This window comes from Rhodococcus sp. 05-2254-6, from assembly GCF_002258565.1.
Lineage (GTDB): Bacteria > Actinomycetota > Actinomycetes > Mycobacteriales > Mycobacteriaceae > Rhodococcoides.
In genome coordinates this window covers 47,866-68,397 of record NZ_NOZF01000134.1, presented here as the reverse complement: position 1 = coordinate 68,397, position 20,532 = coordinate 47,866, and the positions used below count along the sequence as shown (strand labels likewise).

Sequence of the window (20,532 nt, the reverse complement as noted above, 5' to 3'; positions counted from 1 at the left end):
GCGCCGCCTGCGACGATCCCGGCGAACATCAGCCATCCGTCCCGTGGCCCGATGTGCACTCGCAGGATGTCGGCGCCGTCGAGAACCTCGTCGAGTACGGCAGACGATGCGTCGTCGGCCACGACAAGACGAACGTCCGCCAATTCGATGCACCGACGGAGCTCGTTCGGAGCGAACCGATGATTGAGGGGAACTTTGACGAGTCCTGCTTTGAGCAAAGCGAATTCGAGCACCACGTACTCGACGTGGTTCTGCGCCACGTATGCGACGCGACTGCCCGGCGTCAGGCCGAGGCCTATAAAGGCGTTGGCCAAGCGGTTCGACGAGAGCACTAGTTCGGCGATGGTCAACCGATGCTGTCCGGCAATGTCTTCCGCAGCCACCTCGTGCCCGGGGCGACGTTGGATCTGACTCATCAACTGGACGACGGTCTGGGCGACCGCCGGTGACTGCGCACTCATCATCAACCTTGGCCGAAGCCGATTGGCATGGTCGCCAGTGACAGCCCGCCGTCGACCACGATGGTCTGGCCGTTGATGACAGCGCTCTGGGGAGAGCACAGGAACGCCATGACCTCGGCGACCTCGGCCGGTGTCGGGTACGCACCCGACGGGGTCTGCGCGAGCCACTGCTTCGCGTAATCGTCCCACGCGTCGCCTGCGTAGTAACGGAAGGAGTCGGTGTCGATCGGTCCTGGGCAGACTCCGATCGTGCTCACCCCGTTGGCGGCCAACTCGATCGCAAGGTACTTCACGATCGTCTCCATCGCAGCCTTGGCCGCGCCGAGGAGGCCGTGTCCCGGGAGGACGCGGAAGCTGTCCCAACCGCTGACAGCCATGACGCGACCGCCACGGTTCATGTGTGGCAGAGCCAGTCGAACCAGGTCGAGGAAGCCCTGCACCGTGATGCCCATGGTCTTCTCGATGTGACGTCCGTGAATGTCCATCAGCGGCTTGAACGCGCTGGCTGCGGCGTTGGCCACGACGACGTCGAGGGAGCCGAAGCGGTCGACCGCGTGTCCGATCATGGCCTCGACGGCGGCAGTGTCGGACACGTCCGCCTGCACAGCGAGTGCCTTTCCTCCCGCCGCTTCGATGGCATCGACGGTCTGGCTCGCGGCCTCGGTGTCGCGGCGGTAGTTGACGACGATGTTTGCGCCTTCACCGGCGAGACGCAACGCGAGTTGCTGACCCATTCCGCGGGAACCGCCGGTGATCAGGACCGTTTTGTCACGCATGGGGTGAACGACCTCTCGGTGTCGGATAGGAGAAACTCGTGATCGGAATGGCAAGGCGGCGCGTCATGAGCCCATCGTCAATCCTCCGCCGACGCACAGGGTCTGCCCGGTGACGTAGCTGGCACCGTCGCCCGCGAGATATGCGATCGCAGCGGCGATTTCGGACGGCTCACCCGCTCGACGCATCGGCACGCCCCTCAGAATGCTGCCCAGCACCCCACCGTCCGCGCCGTCACCGGATACCAGACCTTGCTCCTCGAGCAGGGGGGTGGCGGTGATACCCGGTGCCACTGCGTTGACGCGGATCCCGAAGCGGGCCCACTCACGAGCGAGCGACTTGACCAACGCGATGATGCCGGCTTTGGCCGCCGAGTAGACGGCTTCGCCGGAGGTGCCGACCGTGCCTGCTTCGGACGAGGTCAGCACGATGCTTCCGCCGCTGTCCTTCATCACGCGACCCGCGGCCGCCGACAGGTAGATCGCCGACATCAGGTTCACGTCGATGATGCGACGCCAGTAGTCCGGAGACTCGTCGAGGAACTTCGTGATCGCCGTCCACCCGACGGTGGAGACGACAGTATCCAGATGCCCGACGGCCTCGACGGCGGCCGCGACCAGTGCGTCGCAGGCCTCCGGGTCGGTCGCGTTCCACGACTGTTCCAGGTCGATGATCCCGTCCACTTCGGCGGCGAGTGCTGCCACCGACTGCGCATTGAGATCCGCCGCGACGACGCGAACTCCCGCGCCCGCCAATTCGATGGCGCTCGCGCGTCCGATTCCGGATCCCGCTCCCATCACCAGCGCGGTGCGGGTGCCGTTACGTTCTGTCATCGACGATTCTCCTGTAGAACTCGAATACGCTGGTCGGTCGTGGTCGCGGTCACACGCAAAAATATCATGATGCGTATTGTCTGACAATACTATTGCTGTTAATCAGCGAGTTCGTCGTGCGCCCACGACAGGGCCTCCACCACAGGTACGAGGCCGAGGCTCGTGCCGAGTTGGAGGATGACGATCTGTTCTATCTCCTCCAGCGTCGCGCCTGCATCCTTCGCGCGCGTGCAATGCACGCGGAAGCCTCCCTCGTTCCGCGTGACAGCAAAGCCCACCAGCAGACTGAACTCCCGCTGTTTCGGTTCGAGAGTGCCGTACGCGTCGGCGGCCACGCGCAGACCACGGAAGGCATCGGCAACGTCCGGCGCGGTTTCGCGAAGACGGTCCAGATTGGAGACGAACACATCCTGCTTGCTCAACGGGTAACGCACGTCCATCGAATTCACTCCTCTGTTCGTTGTGTGGCGGGGTCGGAACGGTCGATCGATCGCTTCAGGGCAGGCACGTTGTAGCCATCGGCGTATTCGGCGGCAGATTCCTGGATCGACGCTTGGGGTGCCCGCGCGTACAGCCTGCGGCGACTGACGAAAGTGCCTGCCTGCCGGTGTATTCGGACAGCCGACTCGACTGCGGTCACGAGCGAGACGGTTCCGTCGAGGAGCGGTGCACCGTCGACGTCGCGGATCCCCACTGCATTGAGGAACGCGGTCAGGCGACCACCCGCGGGGATGACCACCTCTGCCCCTTTGTCGAGGGACGCTCGCGCCGCCGCGACGAAGGAGTCGATCGCTTTCTCGCGCTTGCTGTCATCGGAGAAGCACGCATCGAGTTCGTGCGGAGTCAGGCCCATGCATTCGATGCTCGCGAGCCGGTCGCGCAATCCGTATCTGGCGACGTTCTCCTCGAAGCGACCGCCGAAGTAGGGATTGACTCCTACGAGCGAGAACTGACTGCCCATCATGCAGGCCGTCAACATCGAGGTCTCCCCGAGACCCAGCACCGGGATATCGACCATCGACCGTGCCTCGCGAAGCGCCGGATCGAGGATGTTGCCGATCGCCACCGCGTCGAAGCCGTCCTGTTCCGCAGCCACGACGGAGTCGAGGATCGACACCCAGTCGAGTACTTCGAAGAACCGAAAGCTGTCGATGCGACCGACCCGCGTGCCTCGGAGCTCGAACTCGACGTCCGGTGACTTCACCCCGTCGATATAGGTCCGCAGATACGGAAAGTAGTTGGGTGAGTATTTCTCCCGAGACATGCTCAGATACAGGATCTTTGCCACGTCAGACCACCCGCTCGAAGATCGCAGCCAGTCCTTGACCGCCGCCCATGCACATGGTCTCCATCCCGTATCGCGACTCACGTCGATCCATCTCCCGCAACAGGTTCGCGAGAATACGACCTCCCGTCGCTCCGATTGGGTGGCCGAGCGAGATGCCGGAGCCGTTGACATTGACGCGGTCCAAATCGGCGTTGCTCAACTCCCATCCGCGGAAGCAACCGATCACTTGAGCAGCAAAAGCCTCGTTCAATTCGATTAGATCGATGTCTTTCCAGGACAACGACGCCCGCTCGAGGGCCCGACGTGCCGCCGGAACAGGGCCGATACCCATCAGCTCGGGCTCAACGCCGGCCAGGGACCAGCTCACGAGCCGCGCCAACGGACGCAACCCGAGCTGCTCGGCCTTCCCTGGCGTCGTCACGATCGCTATTGCGGCCGCGTCGTTCTGACCGCTGGAGTTGCCGGCCGTGACCGACGCGCCGGGCAGGGTCGCTCCCATTATCGGTTTCAGCCGCGAGAGTGACTCGATTGTGGTGTCCGGGCGCGGATGCTCGTCTTGGGAGACGATGAGTGGCTCACCTTTCCGACCCGGAACGACTACAGGGATCATCTCGTCCTCGAACAGCCCGGCGTCGATGGCCGCAGCAGCGCGCTGCTGCGACCGCAACGCCCACTCGTCCTGCTGTTCGCGCGTGACAAAGTACTTCGCTGCAACGTTCTCGGCGGTCTCGATCATTCCGCCCCGAACTGGGTACCGCCGCCCTCCAGAATTGCTACGCGGGCTCGCGAGCCGATCACGGAGATCGGGCAGACCGCCTGAGTTCCATCGGGCATTCGGCATGTAGTACTCCGCTTGACTCATACTCTCGGCACCGCCGGCCAGCACCAGATCAGAGCCCCCGGTAGCGACCTGCATGCATGCGTACAGCACAGCCTGGAGACCGGACCCGCAGCGCCGGTCTATCTGTAGACCTGGCACTGACACATCAAGACCGGCGTCGAGTGCTGCAATCCTGCCGATGGCGGCTGCCTCGCCGTTCGGGTAGCCCTGGCCGAAGATGACATCGTCGATATCCTTCGCAGTCAGACCAGTGCGATCGACCAGACCTTTCATCACCGTCGATGCGAGGGACGTCACCGGGACGTCCTTGAAGATGCCTCCGTAGCGGCCCACCGGCGTACGGATCGGCTCGCAGATCACTGCATCGGTCATGCTTGTTCCTTTCACTGTTCAGACGCTCGCTTCTCCGCCATCAACCGCGATGGTCTGCCCGGTCAGAAAATTCGGTGCCGTGAGCGCCAGGTACGCCACGACGTTGGCGAGTTCGTCCGGCGTGCCCATGCGGTAGGCCGGAATGCGGCGCATGACCTTGGCCATGGCTGCGTCGTCGGCGCGGAGTTCGGCATTGATATCGGTTGCGAAGTAGCCAGGCGCAACGGCATTCATCTGCGCACCGAACCGCGCCCATTCCGCAGCGACGGACCGGGTGAAGTTGATGACGGCACCTTTGGACGCGCAGTACGCGGAATATCCAGGCCGGCCAAGCAACCCGAACACCGAAGCTACGTTCACCGCGCGACCGGAGCCAGCCAGAGCGAAACGTCGTCCGGCCTCACGACTGCACAGGAACATGCCGCGGACGTTGGTGTCGAAGATGCGGTCCCATTCGGCCTCGTCGAGATCGACAAGATTGACGCGGTTGGCGATACCCGCGTTGTTCACCAGCACGTCGATCCGGCCGAAGACTCTCTCTGCGTCCTCGAACAGTCCCGCCACGGAGTCGGAATCGGTCACATCCGTCACGCGCACCAGGGCGCGACCGCCCTGCGCTTCGATGGTGGACTTCACGCTTTCCAGCGGCTCGATCGATCTTCCGGCGAGGACAACCGGGGAGCCCTGACGCGCAACCTCCAGCGCTATCGCCTCACCGAGCCCTCGCCCAGCACCAGTAACGACTACTACCGAATTAGACATGCATGTAATATGTCTGACATCTAGTACCTTAGTCAAATGGATTCACAGAGGAGATACAGATCATGAGCCGACTCGCGCGAACAACGGGACTGACTGCAGAGCAGGACGAGATACTCGATGTCGTTCGACGCTTCGTCGAGAAGAAGATCATTCCCGTCGCAACCGAGTTGGAACATGCAGACGAGTATCCGACGGAAATCGTCGAGGGACTCAAGGACTTGGGAATTTTCGGACTCATGATCCCGGAGGAGTACGGCGGCCTCGGCGAGTCACTGCTGACCTATGCACTGGTGGTCGAAGAGATTGCCCGTGGCTGGATGAGCGTGTCAGGTGTCATCAACACCCACTTCATCGTGGCGTACATGTTGACTCAGCACGGCACCGAGGAACAGAAGCAGCGCTACCTGCCGCGGATGGCCACCGGCGAGGTTCGCGGCGCGTTCTCGATGTCCGAGCCCGGGCTCGGTTCGGACGTGGCGGCCATCTCCACCAAGGCCAAGCGGACGGCCGAGGGATACGAGATCACCGGGCAGAAGATGTGGCTGACCAACGGCGGCTCTTCGAATCTCGTTGCCGTGCTGTGCAAGACGGAAGACGGCTCCGACTCGGTCTACAGGAACATGACGACGTTCCTGGTGGAGAAGGAACCCGGATTCGGCGAGACCGCACAGGGCGTGACCATCCCCGGCAAGATCGACAAGATGGGCTACAAGGGCATCGACACCACCGAGATGATCCTCGATCACCATCGGGTGGACGAAACTCAGGTGCTGGGCGGCGACACCGGGAAGGGCTTCTATCAGATGATGGACGGCGTCGAGGTGGGACGCGTCAATGTGGGCGCGCGCGCAGTGGGAATCGCCAATCGCGCGTTCGAGTTGGGCGTCAAATACGCCCAGCAGCGCGAGACCTTCGGCAAACCGATCGCCCAACACCAGGCGATCTTGTTCCGCATCGCCGAGATGGCCACCAAGGTCGAGACCGCACACTCGATGGTGGTGCGTGCGGCTCGACTGAAAGATGCCGGAGAGCGGATGGACGTCGAAGCAGGAATGGCGAAGATGGTGGCCAGCGAATACTGCAATGAGGTCGTTCAGGCCTCGTTCCGCATTCACGGTGGCTACGGATACTCGAAGGAGTACGAGATCGAAAGGCTCTACCGCGAAGCGGCTTTCATGTTAATCGGTGAGGGCACGACGGACATCCAGAAGATCATCATCGGGCGCGCGATGCTCGCCGAGTACAAGATCTGACGCCGGTCGCGGCGGAACGATTGTGATCGTTCCGCCGTGCGGCTGGGTAAGCACATGCAGAACTGGACGTGGCCCTCGCGGGTCACGTCCAGTTCTGCTCGAATGCGGTGCCGCGTCAGACGGTCTTCGCGATGTACACGTCACAGGGGGCATGCGCGGCAACGGCACTGGCGACACTGCCGAGGACCCGTGCCAGACCCTGAGTTCGTCGATTTCCCACGACGATCAATTCGGCGTCGAGCCGGGTGGCCTCGTCGACCAGTGCAACCGCGGGACGGCCCTGCACCACGGACGTCGTCACACGCGGGGCAATGACTCGAAGCGCGACGGCTGCGTCACCGACGATCGCCTCCGCGAATTCACCCGACGTCACGAGCGACGATCCGGGCCTGTCGGGGAATTCCTTCACAGCGCCGCTGTCGACGGCGTTCACGAGATGAAGTCTCGCTCCTAGGCTGTGTGCGATCTCGGCCGCCCGGCGGGCCGCTCGCATCGAGGCGTCGCCACCGTCCACTCCGACAACGATGATGCTTACCACGGTCGCTCCTGATTCTGACCAGCGAAAGGTCGATTGATGAAAGGTGTTGCAGCGGTTACATTCCGCCGTCGACCGCGATGTCCTGGCCGGTGATCATGTCGGCCTGCGGTGTGGACAGGAAGACGGCGAGGTTGGCGATGTCGACCGCAGCGATCCGACGTTTCATGCTCTGGTTCTCGATCACCCAGTCGTGGTATTCCTGCTGCTTGTCGCCACGGTCGCGGTATTCGGCATCCGAGAGGACGGCACCCGGCGAGATGCCGTTCACGTTGATGAGGTAATCACCCAGTTCGCGGGCCATGCCCTTGATGAGTCCGTACATTGCACCCTTGGACGCGATATACGGCACGTAGCCGGTCCACCGACCCGTGAGGGTGAGGGACGTGATGTTGACGATCTTGCCGTAATTCTTGGCCTTCATGTGCTCAGAGCACACGCGCGACAACACGAATACAGCCGAGGAGTTGACCCTCACCTGATCCTCGTACTCCTTGATGGTGAACTCGGCGTGCGGCTTGAAGATCACCAGCGCGGCGTTGTTGACCAGTACGTCGACCCCGCCGATCTCGTCGGCCAGGGCCTTGACCGAGGTCTCGATGCCGGCCAGGTCAGCGAGATCGCACCCGAAGTAGCGGATGCCCTCGCCGATACCGTCGAGCGTCTTCTGCGCATCGGGTGCGTCGGGACGATCCAACGCGATGACGGTGGCCCCCTCCTCGACATACCGGCCCACAAGAGCCTGGCCGATGGTGCCCAGAGCGCCCGTGATCAAGACGTTCTTGCCTGTCAGTGAACCCACGATTCTTCCTTACGTCGTTCTGTGCCCGAAGCCGCCGATCAGTGAGTTCGGCGTCCGGGTGGTCATAATGTATAATGTCAGACAGTTATACCGGCGTCAACAAGAGCGCCGACGACCGCCGATCTTGGCGTTCAAACACAGAATAGGTTACGGTCTTACATTTGACGTCCAGTTTCGATTTTGGCACACGCACGGAGGCTTGAAGTGAAACATTTCGGACAGCTCTACATCGGTGGTCAATGGATCGCACCCAGCGGTGACGGCACCCGCACTCTGGTCGATCCGACGTCCGAGGAACCGTGGGCCACGGTGGCCTCCGGAGGTGGGGTTGCCGATGTCGATCACGCCGTGGCAGAAGCGAAACGCGCGTTCGCGAGCTTCTCCAAGACCACCGTCGACGAACGCATCGCATTGATCGATCGAATCATCGCCGCGTACGAGCGCCGCGAGCCACAACTCGCTGAGCTGATCGCCCAGGAGGTGGGTGTTCCGGTCTCCTTCAAGGCGCAGGTGACCGGGCCCGCGGGGCACATGAAGGTTGCTCGCGACCTCATCCGCGGCTACTCGTTCCAGCACGAGTTGGCCGACACCCTCGTCAGGCGCGAGGCCATCGGTGTGTGCGCTCTGATCTCACCGTGGAACTGGCCTATCCAGACGTCGGTCATCAAAGTGATCTACGGAATCGCCGCCGGCTGCACGATGGTGCTGAAGCCGTCGGACGCCTCCCCCGCGTCCGGTGTCGCGCTGGCCGCGATCATGCACGAGGCCGAAACGCCTCCCGGTGTTTTCAACCTGATCGTCGGTCGAGGAAGCGTCGTGGGCGATGCCCTTTCGCGCCACCCCGATGTCGACATGGTCTCGTTCACCGGTTCGACCGGCGCCGGCGTCAAGGTCGGCGAGTCGGCGGCTCGCACCATCAAGCGCGTCTGCCTCGAACTCGGCGGCAAATCGGCGAACATCGTCCTGACCGACGGTGACCTGGAGAAGGCTGCGCGGTGGAACGTACAGAGGGGCTTCTCCAACACCGGCCAGTCATGCCACGCACCGAGCCGGCTTCTCGTGCACGAGTCGCAGGTGAAGGACATCATCCCGTTCATAACGGACGAGATCGGTCGGATGCGCCTCGGCGACCCCCGAGACCCTGCCACGACCCACGGTCCGCTCGTGCACGCCCAGCAATACAACAGCGTGCAGAACCACATCGAGACAGGACTGAACGAGGGCGGAAGTCTGGTCGCCGGCGGCTTGGGCAGAGCAGACGGCTTCGATCGTGGATTTTTTTGCAAGCCAACCGTTCTCGCGGACGTGGATCGCGAGATGACCCTTGCCAAGGAAGAAATCTTCGGCCCGGTGCTCGTCGTCATGCCGTACCGAACCGAAGCGGAGGCACTCGACATCGCGAACGATTCGATCTTCGGCCTCGGCGGCTACGTCTTCAGCGAGAACCGCGACCGCGGTTACGAATTCGCCTGTGGAATCCGTGCGGGACGGGTGTCGTTCAACGGCGCGAACACCAATTCGGTGACGCCCATGGGCGGCTACAAGCAGTCCGGTATCGGTAGGTCGATGGGCGAGTACGGTCTTGAGGAGTACCTCGAAGTCAAGTCCATCTACGGCTTCGACGGAGAATGACACCTCACTCGCGGGGAATGCGTTCCCCGCGAGTGAGGCTCCTGGTGACCGCCACACCGAAGAGAAGTACGAGCGAGATCGCGACGACCACCCAACCGGTGTGACGAATGCCGTCGTCCCCCACGCTGGGGCCCGCGGTGAACTGCAGAACCACGGCGGCCAGGTTCGCTCCCAGGAATTGCACCGTGCGATACATCCCCATGGCGGTTCCGACTTCCTCGAGGGAAGTCGCGGAGTTGACCATGTTCTGGTTGCTCAGGTTGTTGAACCCGCTCGGAACGCCGAGGACTGCGGCGACCAGCAGCACCACGACGAGGGGTGCCGTCGTCCGTTCCACGATCGCCAGGAGCAGTCCCCCGGCGGTCAACGCGACTGACCCGACCGTGAGCGTGATTCGAGGACCGTACCGCCGTAACACTTTCGAGGCGACGTACGTCGACAGGATTCCCACCGCGGCGACCGGCAACATCGTAAGGCCGGTCTGAGTCGCGCTCATGCCACGTTGGTATTGCAACCACTGGGGAACCGAGAAGAACACCGAATAGAACGCGACGTAGGTGAGCAAGGTCCGGACCAACGTGGCGCTCAACGAACGATTGTGAGCCAGCGCCCGCACATCGATGAAGGGCTCATCGGTATGCCATTCTCGGACGACGAAAAGGACCAGGGCGGTCGCCGGAACAGCGAGCAGGAACCACGGCGGCGATCCCCCGGCCGACAGCAGGAACATCATGACGGTGGATGTGAGCACGACGAACAGGCCGACTCCGAGCAGATCCAGCGAACGAAGCAGGCTGCGTCGCGAATCACTTTGTCGTGCTGTCGAATCCGGAGCGACGTAGCGAAGTACTGCAGCTCCGCTGAGGGCTATGACCGGCAGGTTGATCCATAGGATCGATTGCCAGCCGAACGTTCCGACCAGCAGTCCGCCCACAGTAGGACCGAGGGCCGCAACGGATTGACTGCACAGGACGAGCGTCAACAACGCAGATTTCGGATCGCTCCGGTGACGATCGGCGTAATCGCGAATGATCGTCATCGCGTTCGGAAAGTGGGTGGCCATCCCGATTCCGAGCAGCACATACGCGGCGATGAGCCAGTTGATATCGGGCGCGAAGGACCCTACGACCGTCGCGACGCCGACGATCCCCAGACCCACCAAATAGATCCTCCGCGCTCCGAAGATCGTGCCGAGCTTTCCGCCGATCGGAGCGGAAACCGCTGTGGCGATATACATCCCGGAGATCAACCAGGATGCTCCCGCCGGCGAACCGAAGTGCGTGACGATAGCGACCATCGCCACCGCGATCATCGACGAGTTCAGCGGCTGCAGCACGCTCGCCGAAGACGCGGAGATACTGACCTTCGCCGGTACCGCCGCCCCGAGGGCTCTCTCTGTAGAACTCATCGAGCGAAGCAACTCACGCTCGATGTACGACCTTCGCCGAATCGGATGCGTCGGTCTCTTCGGTACCCCCCGGCACCGCGGAACTGGGCAGACCGTAGACGGACGACCGCAGATCGGTGTTCTTCGTTTCCGGCACAAGCCACACGCCAACCAGTCCGATGAGGCCGATTCCCGCCATCGCGTAGAAGGCTGGAGCGACCGGATTTCCGGTAGCGCTGATCAGTGCTGCTGCGATGAGCGGCGTGGTGCCACCGAAGAGAGCCACGGAGAGGTTGTACGAGATTCCATGGCCACGGCACCGAAGCGCCGTCGGAAAGATCTCGACCATTCCGGTGAACATCGCCGCTCCGTACATCGACAGGCCCATCGAGAGAAGTGCCTGTCCGACGAATGCGCCGGCTACCGTTCCTGACCCGGCAAGTGCGAACGCGGGATACGCGGCGACGAAGAGCCAGATCGCTCCGGCGTAGTACATCGGTTTGCGTCCGAGCCGATCGCACAGCTTTCCCATGACGGGAAGTAGTGCCGCGAGAACCATGATGGCCGCCATGTTCGAGAGCAACGCACTCGTGGCCGGTACACCTCCATGGCTGACCACGAAGGTGTACATGTAGCCGCTGAGCAGATAAGCGCCGATCGCGTACGGCGGCTGCAGCAAGATGACCAGAAGCATGGACTTGCGCGTGCCGAAGGCTCCCCGCATCGCGCCGGACACCGTCCCCGCGTTCTCCGGAGTGTTCATCTTCTCGTACTCCGCTGCGGCCTCGACGAACTCGTCGGGATCCTCCAACGTCCGGCGCAGCACGTAACCTACGACGGCCACGACTCCACCGAGGATGAAGGGGATTCGCCATCCCCACGCTTCGAATGCTTCTTCTCCCAACGCCGACCGAAGGCCGAAGATGATCGCAGCCACCGCGGCCACAGGCCAATACGAGAACGACTTCACCGTCCCCATCCAGGACGCTCGTTTCGTCGCGGGAGCCGACTCCACGATGTAGCTCTCGACGCCTGTCGTCTCGCCTCCGATCGACAGTCCCTGCAGCAATCGACAGAAGATCAGAATGAGTGTCGCGGCCAGGCCGATGGACTCGTAGGTGGGAATCATTCCGATGAGCATCGTTCCGACACCCATCAGCACGACGGTCCAGGACAAGACGGCGAGGCGGCCGAACTTGTCACCTACGTACCCAAAGAATGCGCCGCCGAACGGCCTCGCAACGAATGAAAGTGCATACACGGCGAAGGTTCCCAGGATCGCAGCCGCTGGGTTTCCTGCCGGGAAAAAGTGAATCGCGATGGTCGGTGCCATCAGCGCATATACCGAGTAATCGAACTGCGTACCGATCTCACCTATCGCCCCGCCGAGCTTCTTTCGACGGTCACTGTCTTTGTGCGACTCGGTCATTCGCTCTCCTTTTGTTCTGCGACGAGAACCCCTGCCGGCTCAGGGCCTCTTTGATTGCGGCACAGATGGGTTCGCGTGATGCAACGGACGGCACATCCAGATACATGCTGTATCAGCAGGATCTGTATGTCAATAATGACGTTAGATAATTGTCATACGTTTTGACGTCAAGGGCATGAGGCACAGCAGGCGGGGTACAGAAAAGCCCGTGGTCACCCGATATCTGATCGAATACTGGGCGAGCAGGTGGGGTGAAACCGGTCGGACACGGACCGCAATTCGACGCGGCTGCGATTCGACGATCGGCACTGGGCTTCCGTCCACTGAACTGCCGGCATCGCAGTCGTGAGAACTCCCTTTACGGGGTTGCCGGTACATCGAAGGTCGGTGCCGAATCCTTCGGCCCTGCAGAGGGTGTGCGTGCCCGGCGCCGTACGAGTCCCACGCCGTACGTGATGGACATCAGGCCGACACCGGCAGCGATGAAATACGGCGCGACGTTCGGATTGGCACCGACGGTGCTACCCACCACCAGCAAAATGGTCACCCACAACGCCGCGGCGGCAAAATTGCACAGCGCGAAAGTTCGGAACGCCATCGGGGAGGCCGCCGCCAACCGCGGACCGAAGGTTCTGGTTCCACCGAACAGATGACTGGCGATGGAGGCGACAGTGGCATGGCGATCGAAACCGCGCTGCGCCCGCCTGACAAAACCCGATGAAGACATCCTCTTCGGAGGAAGGGGCATCGAACTCGCGCCACCACGTCGGCGGCGTAGCAAGAAGGCTGTCTGCGCACCTCCGGACGACGCCAAGACCATCACCACTGCCGCAACGATCGGATCCACGCGACCGAGCCCGACGACCGACCCGACGATCAGCACGGTGCTGGTGCCTGGGAGGACGAGACCCACGAGCAGCGCAGACTCCGCCAACAGGACAACTCCGGCTGCACCGAGAAGATACGGCGCACAGACTCCGGCCAGGCAGACGAGAACAAGTCCGATATCGGGCACGGCCCCAACCTTTCAGTTGCATACGCCTAGCGGAGTGCGAGGTATCCAGCGCTGCCTTGCAGTGATGCTGGTTGTTGACGTCACCGGACTGGTCTGTCGGCACGCTCAGAAAGGACAGCGGATTTAGAGGACCAACGAATCCACGTTGCGCGAGCTGAACCCGTCGAATTCGTGACAGGACCAGCATTGCACGCGAACCCCAAATATGCGACGTTGCGACGGCGCCCCCGCGAAAGGTGTACAGATAGGGCATCGTTCATTGCCGCAACTGGCTCTACGCTCAGCTCATGGACAACAAAGCGGAGGTACGCGAGTTCTTGATGACCCGCCGAGCAAAGGTCTCGCCGGACGATGCGGGCATAACAGGCGGTGGGAACAGGCGTGTGGCCGGTCTGCGACGTAGCGAAGTTGCTGCTCTCGCCGGTTTGTCCGTCGAGTACTATGCCCGCATCGAGCGCGGCGCGATCGGCGGCGCGTCGTCCTCCGTACTCGACGCGCTATCGCGCGCATTGCGACTCGACGATACCGAGCACGCACACCTTCTCGACCTTGCGCGTGCTGCGGATGGCGTCCCCACGTCCGGACGCCCACGCCGAAAGACCGTGCGCGCCGCTGCCCCTCGGATAAGCCTCCAGTGGGCACTGGATTCGATTACCGACGGCGTTGCTTTCGTACGCAATCAGCGACAGGATCTTCTCGCCACGAACAATCTGGGCAAAGCGTTCTACGCGCCGATCATCGGAGACGGTGGGCGAGTTCCAAATCTTGCACGTTTCCAGTTCTTGGACCCGGTATCCCGCGAGTTCTACCCCGATTGGGATGCATTTGCTCAGATGTGCGTGTCGATCATGCGAGCCGAAGCCGGGCGCGATCCACACGATAAGGGGCTGCAAGATCTGGTGGGAGAACTCTCGACACGAGACGAGACGTTCCGAACATTATGGGGCGCACACAACGTTCGCTCGCACGGCGCTGGTAAGAAGCGCTTCAATCACCCCATCGTCGGCGAGGTTCATCTCGCCTACGAGGAACTCGTCATCACCGCTGATCCCGGTTCCATCCTGATGGTCTACACAGCGGAACCAGGTTCTCCGAGCGCCGAACGACTGCACCTCCTCGGCTCTTGGGCCGCCGAACACAGCCCGAGCAGTGGTCAGTCCTGAGGTAGCTTGTCTAGACGCTGCCTGAATTCGTATCCAGCTTTGCCGCAACGAAATCGGATCGGTACAGTTGTTCCCTTGGCCACTCGGCGACCTATCGTAGAGAACCGCGTCGTGCACCCGCCCTGCGACTGTAGGACGGGTGCACCGACAGATCTCGTAACGTCAGTGGGCGATTCAGTCCGATCGAGTAACGGTCACCGTCACGCTGCCATAGATCGCGCCGACAATGTCGGGTCCGGTCTCGTCCATGCTCCCCAGGATGACAATCCCTGGGAAGTAGCTCTGGTCACCGTAGTAGAGCACGAAATCGTTCCCCGGGGCATAGTACCCGATGTCACCCGGATTCGGGTCCGCCCCCGAAGGTGAACCCTCGGTTGTCAATTCGGCAGGCAGCGGCCCGGTCTTTTCCACAGAACCGTGATCGGCCATGGGGACTGTCAAAGGAAGCTGAGCCAGCAGGTCGCGGCTCGACGCGCTGCCGTTCAGCGTTCCACTCACCGTTCTGTCGCCTACCTGAATTTCGACGCGCATGGATTCTCCATTCTCTGTCGTGACGCTCTCCTCGCTGGTCGTCGCAGCATCCGCGGTCCGTGACCGGTCAGAAGCTCCCGACGGTGCAACGTCAGTGGCATCGGTTCCCCCGGAGCAGGACGCAAGTGCAAGGACGCACATCAGTCCGACCGCGGACGACACCCCGCGCATTCTGGATCGGTCCCCGGTTGTCGTGCCCGCCTCCCTCACGAGCTGGAGTGACGTTCGTAGGTCACACGAAACCCGTCGGCCGGATCACTCGGCGTCAGGACCAACGTGTCGCCATCGACCTCGAAGTTTCGATCGAGTGACTGCCCGATCAAGTCGCGCGCCAACGCCGATTCGACTGTGATGGTGAATGTTCCGGCATCCGAATCTATGGTCAGGTCGCCGTAGAACGCCTCGTATCCCTGCACCGTCAGAGCCGTGTCAGGCGCCTCGGTGTCCGGATTCATGGCCTGGACTGACACGGTGTCACTGGTGAAGGTGATCTGTCCCGAATACGGAACCGTCTGTAGATCACCCTCGGTGCCGACCTCGAGCGAGGTCATGCGCCACTCTCCGATCAGAGGGTCGCTACCCGCACCGTCCGAGCTCTGGGAACACGCGACGACCGAACCCATCAACCCCAATGTGACGGCCCCGGTGAGTATTTGCTTCTTCATTGTCCTACCTCGAGTGTGAGAAACGTTGTCCCTCCACACGGTAGGTGTACAAATCGGGCATTGGGAGTCCCTGCCAGGGCACCTATCGCAATCTTCGGGCCGCTCACGCACCGACCGATCAGTCTGTAAAGGCCGGCCGCGCGGGACATTCGAGCGCCGGTTTAATCGGTCCGGTGCGGTCAATGGATTGATATCCGGCGGCATCGGACCACCGTCGCCAGCGACCGCCCCGTCCGGCAGCCGGATGCCGGACATGCCTCCGCGCCGATACGTGCAAGTTCCAACTAGCGGTTGACGAAAGCACCGGATCGACTACGCGCCGTGGCCAGTAAACTCCTAGAGCAATCGAGACATCCGCACCGTTGCCCGTGACACGACCACCATCGTGTCCGCTCTCTCAGCCGGTACCAAGTCATCCTTCGCGAGAACAGCTCCGACATTTTCCTGCAGAACAGCGACCTGATTGCGCAGTCCGTTGCTGACGTCCTCCACGAGAGTCCTCCGTCCAAAACGCCGTTTCGAGACGCTCAAGCATTCCATCCATCGTGTCGGCGACAGAAGCACGTAGCTCGTCGCGCGGACCGCGCGCTTTCATTCGCCTCGACAGATCCCTTCCACTGAGATCGAGATCAGTGAAGCAGTGACCGAGCGATTGGCTGCCGAAGTAGCTCAGCGGCCCTCGTACTCGTCGTCGGTGATGTGTTCGGCCCAGGTCGTCGTAGTGGCGGGATCCTCGCCGTTCTGAAGCATGGCGATGTGCTCCATGTAGACGCCCGGAGCTGCGGCGTGCCAGTGCTCTTCACGGGGAGGGGTGTACAGAGTCTGCCCGGGGTGCACCTCGATGATGGTTCCGTCGCGGCTTCCGAATCGGGCAATTCCTTGCGTCACGCGCAGGTATTGGCCGTTCTCGTGGGAGTGCCATGCCGTGCGAGCGCCTGGGGCGAAACGAACCGTCGCGACGACCATGGTCTGACTCGACTCGTGCGGGAGCGCGATCGGATCCAGCCAGACATCACCGGCGAACTGGGCTGCGGGGTTCTTCGTGGTGGAAACTGGGGGTTCGATATTCACAATTTCACTTTCTATCGATCGAATCATCCGAATGCTTTTGTAGCTCAGCCTTTTTCGGCATTATCCTGGTCGTCGAACATCTTCTTCACAACACCCATCGCCGCCATCCCCTTGGGCCAGCCAGAGTACAGCGTGACGTGCGTGATCGCCTCGATGAGCTCGTCTTGCGTGACGCCGTTCTCGATGGCGCGGCCGAGGTGGAACCCGAGCTGCTCGGTGTCACCGCCGGCCGTAAGCACAGCCACCGTGAGGAGGCTTCTGTCACGGGCGGCGAGTTCGGTCCTGTTCCAGACATCGGCAAAGAGCATGTCGTCGGTGAGTTCGGCGAGCTTCGGGGCGAATTCTCCGAAGATCGCCCGCCCACCTCCTACTTGCTTGGGTTGGTCTGTCACGGCGTTCCTTCCTGGGCGATGTCACCAGCATGGCGCGAAAGACCCGAGGAAGGAAGGCACTACCGAGGAGCGCACCGACAGGGCATCGTTCACTGCCGGGCCTAGATCCCGCTGCGCACCGAAGCGCCCTGCTGCCCGATCCAGACAGCTACGTCAATCGAAGACGAAAACGCCCTTACCTATTTCACGTCGATCGAACAGCCGGTATGCACGTTCAGCTTCCGAAATCCGGAACTCGTCTGTGAACAGTGCCTCGATGTCGAGGCCACGCTCCGCCACGAACGCTGCGCACTCCTCTTGGAGGTTCTTGCTGAACGTGAGCGACCCCACGATTGTCTTGTGAAGGTGAATCAGTTCGTCACTGCTTATCTCCAAGGGTCCGAAAACACCTACCATGCACGCAGTCCCCCACTGCCGAATGGAAAGGACTGCTTGTTGTCGCACGGTCGCGTTGGCGCTGCACTCGATAGACTTGTCTGCACCTTCGCCGTCGCTGGTAAGTGCACGAACGGCGTCAACCGCGTCCACTTCGGCGGAATTGATGGCGAAATCGGCACCAAACCGCTTCGCCATCTCTAGTCGTGCCGAATCGATATCCACAGCAATGACGCGAGCACCGAATGCTTTGGCCAGCAGTGTCGCACTCAACCCGACCGGACCCTGACCGAAGATCGCGACCGTGTCGGTAGCGTTCAAATCGATCCTTTTGATTGCCGCGAATGCGGTACCCGTTCCGCACGAGATTGCAGCTCCGGTCTTGAACGACAACGATTCGGGCAGTTTGATCAGCGTGTGCGCAGGGACCTTCATGAAGTCAGCATGTCCGCCGTCACCGTTGAGACCCCCGTATACGATGCGGCCGTTCGGGCAATACTGTGTCCAGCCCGAGCGGCAATACCGACATGCGCGGCACCCGTCGTAGTGATGCACCATGACACGATCCCCCACCTGTGCCTCGGTGGGTCGAACCGCATTTCCTACCGACTCGACAACACCGCTCGGCTCATGACCTTCGATCACCTGTGCGTCCGCGGGCCGCTGCGGGCTGTGCAAGTGATGCAGGTCGCTACCGCACATACCGGAGGCCTTGACCCGAATTACCACTTCGTCCGGACCTGGCACTGGATCCGGTAGGCGACGAACCTCGATCTTGTTCTCGCCCAGAAAAACTACAGCATCCATTTCGTGGCTCCCCTGTGTGGTTTACGGTTCAGTGGCCGGTTCGCGTGCGTACGACCGACACGTCGGTATCCTTTGCCGGCCCAGAGTCGGCTTCTTGACCATCGCCGGACCGAGCCTCCTCGGCTATCTGGCTGAGAGCTTCTCGAGAAGTGTCGACGCGGGCAACGGCGTACATCAGGGTCGCGATCACATACAAGCCAGAAAGAGCCAGGATCACCCCGACGATTCCGAAGTGGGAGTACAACCAAAGAACGATGAACGGGGAGAAGATCAACCCCACACGACCGACGGTCTGAGTCAATCCGCCGCCCCGAAAACGGAAAGCGGTCGGAAAGAACTCAGGCACTGTGCCCAGACACATCGTCAAGAACGATGCAGCCATCGCGACCAGGATGAATCCGATGACAACGATCAGCGCAGGCTGCTGCATAAAGGGATAGATACCGGCGAAAATCGCAGCTAGCGTTCCGAAGATCACGATGCTGTTTCGACGACCGATGCGGTCCGCGATCAGAACACACAGCAACGGCCCCACGACATACCCGGACATGATCGCAGCGTTGAAGCCTAGTGATCGAGACACGGTAAGCCCCTGTTCGACGAAGAACGTGGGCATCCAACCCGTGATTACGTTGGAACCGAACAGGCAAATGACAGTGAGGAACAGCGCCATTGCCGTCCGTGCGACCACTGGTCGGGAGAACAACACCGTGATCGGCACCCACTCCGCCTTCTCGCTGACCGGGGTCGACGCCGCATTGGAGCTCGACGATGAGTCGATCAGGGTATTCGGGGTGCCGTTCTGCCTTTCGATCTCCTGCATGACCGCTTCGGCTTCCTCGTACCGCCCGCGTGACTCCAACCACCGCGGCGACTCCGGCATCGAACGGCGTAGCCACCACGCAACGAGCGCACCGACGCCCCCGATCACGAACATCGCGCGCCACGAGAATGTGGGAATTACCAACCAACCCAAGACAGCGGAAACTGTCACCCCCAGTCCGCCGAAGAAACCGAGGATTCCCAAATACCGACCACGACGAGCACGCGGAATGAATTCGGTGATCATTCCGTAGCAGATGACGTATTCGGCACCCATTCCTATACTCATGAGAAAGCGCAGGGCTATGAGAATTTCCATGTTGGGTGCCAATGCGGCACACAACGCCAACACCGCGAACAGACCCAGGTTGAACTGAAATGCGAAGCCTCGGCCGACACGGTCACTGAGCCAACCCGCAAACGCTGCTCCGATTGCCAGTCCCGCGAACGTGAACGACAAAAACAGAGAATTCAGTTGCAGCGTCGAAAATCCAGTCGGCAGCATCGAGGCAAGTACTGCAGCCGAAAGCTTGTTGTCGAACGCATCCCAGAACATTCCGAGCCCGACCAGAATGATCATGCGTCGATGAAACTTTCCCATCGGTAGGTTGTCGAGGCGTCTGCCCGCATCCACGCGTGTACTCACTGCCCCGCTCCCCTCAGCACCGGGTCGGTACCGAGACCGAGGAGCCACGCGCCTTGCATGGCTTGATCGACCGGACATGTTCGAAATTGGGTTTCCACAGCAACATACCTTTGGTTGGTGTTTCTATTTGTCGGACGCAAACCGATCGCCGGGTGGTCTTCGCCAACTCGTTCAGCAACACCATCCCGCCGACCGAAACCTGTTGCGAAGAGCACCATCGATCGAGAACCTGCAATCTTCCGCGATTCGTTCCTGATCGAACTCCGCAGCAGACAGATTCGCCGCACAACGCGACCAACGACTACAACCTCTCCGCCGATACGCTCGGCAGAAACCGGCGCGATGTGGCACCTGGTCGCGTGCAATGTCATGGTCCTTCATGTTGTACGAATCACTCTGGGCTCGTTGACCATTAAGTCGTCACAGCTCGTTCATGTCCAATACCGAAAGCCGATTTGACATATAGATCAGAGCGATAATTAGCGGCGAACTACTGGTCGAGTGAGGTACCGAACGCAGCAGATGCGCTTCGCGTCCTCTATTTCGGTCGGTCACAGCCGCTGAATCGATGGATCTGTGGTGCCGACGGCCGACCGAGCACAAGGCTTGGCCAGCGATCACCCACACGCGCTTCAGCCACTTCCGAGTAAAGAAGTGCGGATTTACGTGCAGGCGT

21 protein-coding genes are annotated in these 20,532 nt (G+C 61.5%); 3 read left to right on the top strand and 18 right to left on the bottom strand.

The window, feature by feature from the left end; translation table 11 throughout:
- The 7 genes from CH256_RS16955 to CH256_RS16925 all read right to left on the bottom strand — a co-directional run.
- On the bottom strand, positions 1–461 hold a 461-nt coding region (locus CH256_RS16955; protein WP_256989463.1), incomplete at its 3' end, for a class I adenylate-forming enzyme family protein.
- 2 nt (positions 462–463) lie between these two features.
- Positions 464–1,237, bottom strand: coding sequence for an SDR family oxidoreductase (locus CH256_RS16950; protein ID WP_094670089.1), 774 nt, complete (start codon positions 1,235–1,237; stop codon positions 464–466).
- A gap of 63 nt (positions 1,238–1,300) precedes the next feature.
- Entirely contained in the window at positions 1,301–2,068 is a 768-nt protein-coding gene (locus tag CH256_RS16945) for an SDR family NAD(P)-dependent oxidoreductase (RefSeq protein WP_256989462.1), read from the bottom strand.
- Positions 2,069–2,166: 98 nt separating this feature from the next.
- Entirely contained in the window at positions 2,167–2,508 is a 342-nt protein-coding gene (locus CH256_RS16940; protein ID WP_037189158.1) for a carboxymuconolactone decarboxylase family protein, read from the bottom strand.
- 5 nt (positions 2,509–2,513) lie between these two features.
- Positions 2,514–3,356, bottom strand: coding sequence for an aspartate/glutamate racemase family protein (locus CH256_RS16935; protein ID WP_256989461.1), 843 nt, complete (start codon positions 3,354–3,356; stop codon positions 2,514–2,516).
- A 1-nt stretch (position 3,357) separates the two neighbouring features.
- On the bottom strand, positions 3,358–4,569 hold the full coding sequence (locus CH256_RS16930) for an acetyl-CoA C-acetyltransferase (RefSeq protein ID WP_094670087.1): 1,212 nt from the start codon (positions 4,567–4,569) through the stop codon (positions 3,358–3,360).
- 18 nt (positions 4,570–4,587) lie between these two features.
- On the bottom strand, positions 4,588–5,331 hold the full coding sequence (locus tag CH256_RS16925; RefSeq protein WP_037189073.1) for an SDR family NAD(P)-dependent oxidoreductase: 744 nt from the start codon (positions 5,329–5,331) through the stop codon (positions 4,588–4,590).
- Between the two features lie 62 nt (positions 5,332–5,393).
- Between CH256_RS16925 and CH256_RS16920 the strand changes: the two genes are divergently transcribed.
- Positions 5,394–6,584, top strand: coding sequence for an acyl-CoA dehydrogenase family protein (locus CH256_RS16920; RefSeq protein ID WP_037189072.1), 1,191 nt, complete (start codon positions 5,394–5,396; stop codon positions 6,582–6,584).
- A gap of 115 nt (positions 6,585–6,699) precedes the next feature.
- Here CH256_RS16920 and CH256_RS16915 read toward each other — a convergent pair whose 3' ends face one another.
- Both CH256_RS16915 and CH256_RS16910 read right to left on the bottom strand, forming a co-directional pair.
- Positions 6,700–7,122 carry a universal stress protein gene (locus CH256_RS16915; RefSeq protein ID WP_037189071.1) on the bottom strand — a complete coding sequence of 141 codons (423 nt, stop codon included), beginning with the start codon at positions 7,120–7,122 and terminating at the stop codon, positions 6,700–6,702.
- Between the two features lie 55 nt (positions 7,123–7,177).
- Complete coding sequence (locus CH256_RS16910) at positions 7,178–7,921, bottom strand: SDR family oxidoreductase (protein ID WP_037189070.1); 744 nt, start codon at positions 7,919–7,921, stop codon at positions 7,178–7,180.
- Between the two features lie 204 nt (positions 7,922–8,125).
- On the opposite strand from CH256_RS16910, the gene CH256_RS16905 reads away from it, so the two are divergent.
- The gene (locus CH256_RS16905; RefSeq protein ID WP_094670086.1) at positions 8,126–9,553 is read left to right on the top strand and encodes an aldehyde dehydrogenase family protein; all 1,428 of its coding nucleotides are present in this window, start codon (positions 8,126–8,128) and stop codon (positions 9,551–9,553) included.
- Between the two features lie 4 nt (positions 9,554–9,557).
- Here the strand turns inward: CH256_RS16905 and CH256_RS16900 are convergent, their stop codons facing one another.
- The 3 genes from CH256_RS16900 to CH256_RS16890 all read right to left on the bottom strand — a co-directional run bounded on the left by CH256_RS16900 (position 9,558) and on the right by CH256_RS16890 (position 13,384).
- A complete protein-coding gene (locus tag CH256_RS16900) occupies positions 9,558–10,961 on the bottom strand; it encodes an MFS transporter (RefSeq protein WP_094670085.1) in 1,404 nt (467 codons plus the stop codon).
- Between the two features lie 13 nt (positions 10,962–10,974).
- Positions 10,975–12,369, bottom strand: a complete 1,395-nt coding sequence (locus CH256_RS16895) for an MFS transporter (RefSeq protein ID WP_256989460.1) — start codon at positions 12,367–12,369, stop codon at positions 10,975–10,977.
- A gap of 358 nt (positions 12,370–12,727) precedes the next feature.
- Entirely contained in the window at positions 12,728–13,384 is a 657-nt protein-coding gene (locus tag CH256_RS16890) for a DedA family protein (RefSeq protein WP_094670084.1), read from the bottom strand.
- 287 nt (positions 13,385–13,671) lie between these two features.
- Between CH256_RS16890 and CH256_RS16885 the strand changes: the two genes are divergently transcribed.
- Positions 13,672–14,547 (top strand): helix-turn-helix transcriptional regulator, encoded by an 876-nt coding sequence (locus CH256_RS16885; RefSeq protein WP_037189065.1) that lies wholly within the window; start codon positions 13,672–13,674, stop codon positions 14,545–14,547.
- Positions 14,548–14,721: 174 nt separating this feature from the next.
- Here CH256_RS16885 and CH256_RS16880 read toward each other — a convergent pair whose 3' ends face one another.
- The 6 genes from CH256_RS16880 to CH256_RS16855 form a co-directional block, all read right to left on the bottom strand.
- Positions 14,722–15,078 (bottom strand): cyclophilin-like fold protein, encoded by a 357-nt coding sequence (locus CH256_RS16880; RefSeq protein ID WP_256989459.1) that lies wholly within the window; start codon positions 15,076–15,078, stop codon positions 14,722–14,724.
- A 206-nt stretch (positions 15,079–15,284) separates the two neighbouring features.
- Positions 15,285–15,743 (bottom strand): lipocalin-like domain-containing protein, encoded by a 459-nt coding sequence (locus tag CH256_RS16875; RefSeq protein ID WP_037189064.1) that lies wholly within the window; start codon positions 15,741–15,743, stop codon positions 15,285–15,287.
- A gap of 669 nt (positions 15,744–16,412) precedes the next feature.
- On the bottom strand, positions 16,413–16,814 hold the full coding sequence (locus CH256_RS16870) for a cupin domain-containing protein (protein ID WP_037189063.1): 402 nt from the start codon (positions 16,812–16,814) through the stop codon (positions 16,413–16,415).
- A gap of 44 nt (positions 16,815–16,858) precedes the next feature.
- A complete protein-coding gene (locus CH256_RS16865) occupies positions 16,859–17,206 on the bottom strand; it encodes a carboxymuconolactone decarboxylase family protein (RefSeq protein WP_094670083.1) in 348 nt (115 codons plus the stop codon).
- Positions 17,207–17,359: 153 nt separating this feature from the next.
- Positions 17,360–18,388 (bottom strand): zinc-dependent alcohol dehydrogenase family protein, encoded by a 1,029-nt coding sequence (locus CH256_RS16860; RefSeq protein WP_037189061.1) that lies wholly within the window; start codon positions 18,386–18,388, stop codon positions 17,360–17,362.
- A gap of 28 nt (positions 18,389–18,416) precedes the next feature.
- Positions 18,417–19,856, bottom strand: coding sequence for an MFS transporter (locus CH256_RS16855; protein WP_052047446.1), 1,440 nt, complete (start codon positions 19,854–19,856; stop codon positions 18,417–18,419).
- Positions 19,857–20,532: the final 676 nt, after the last annotated feature.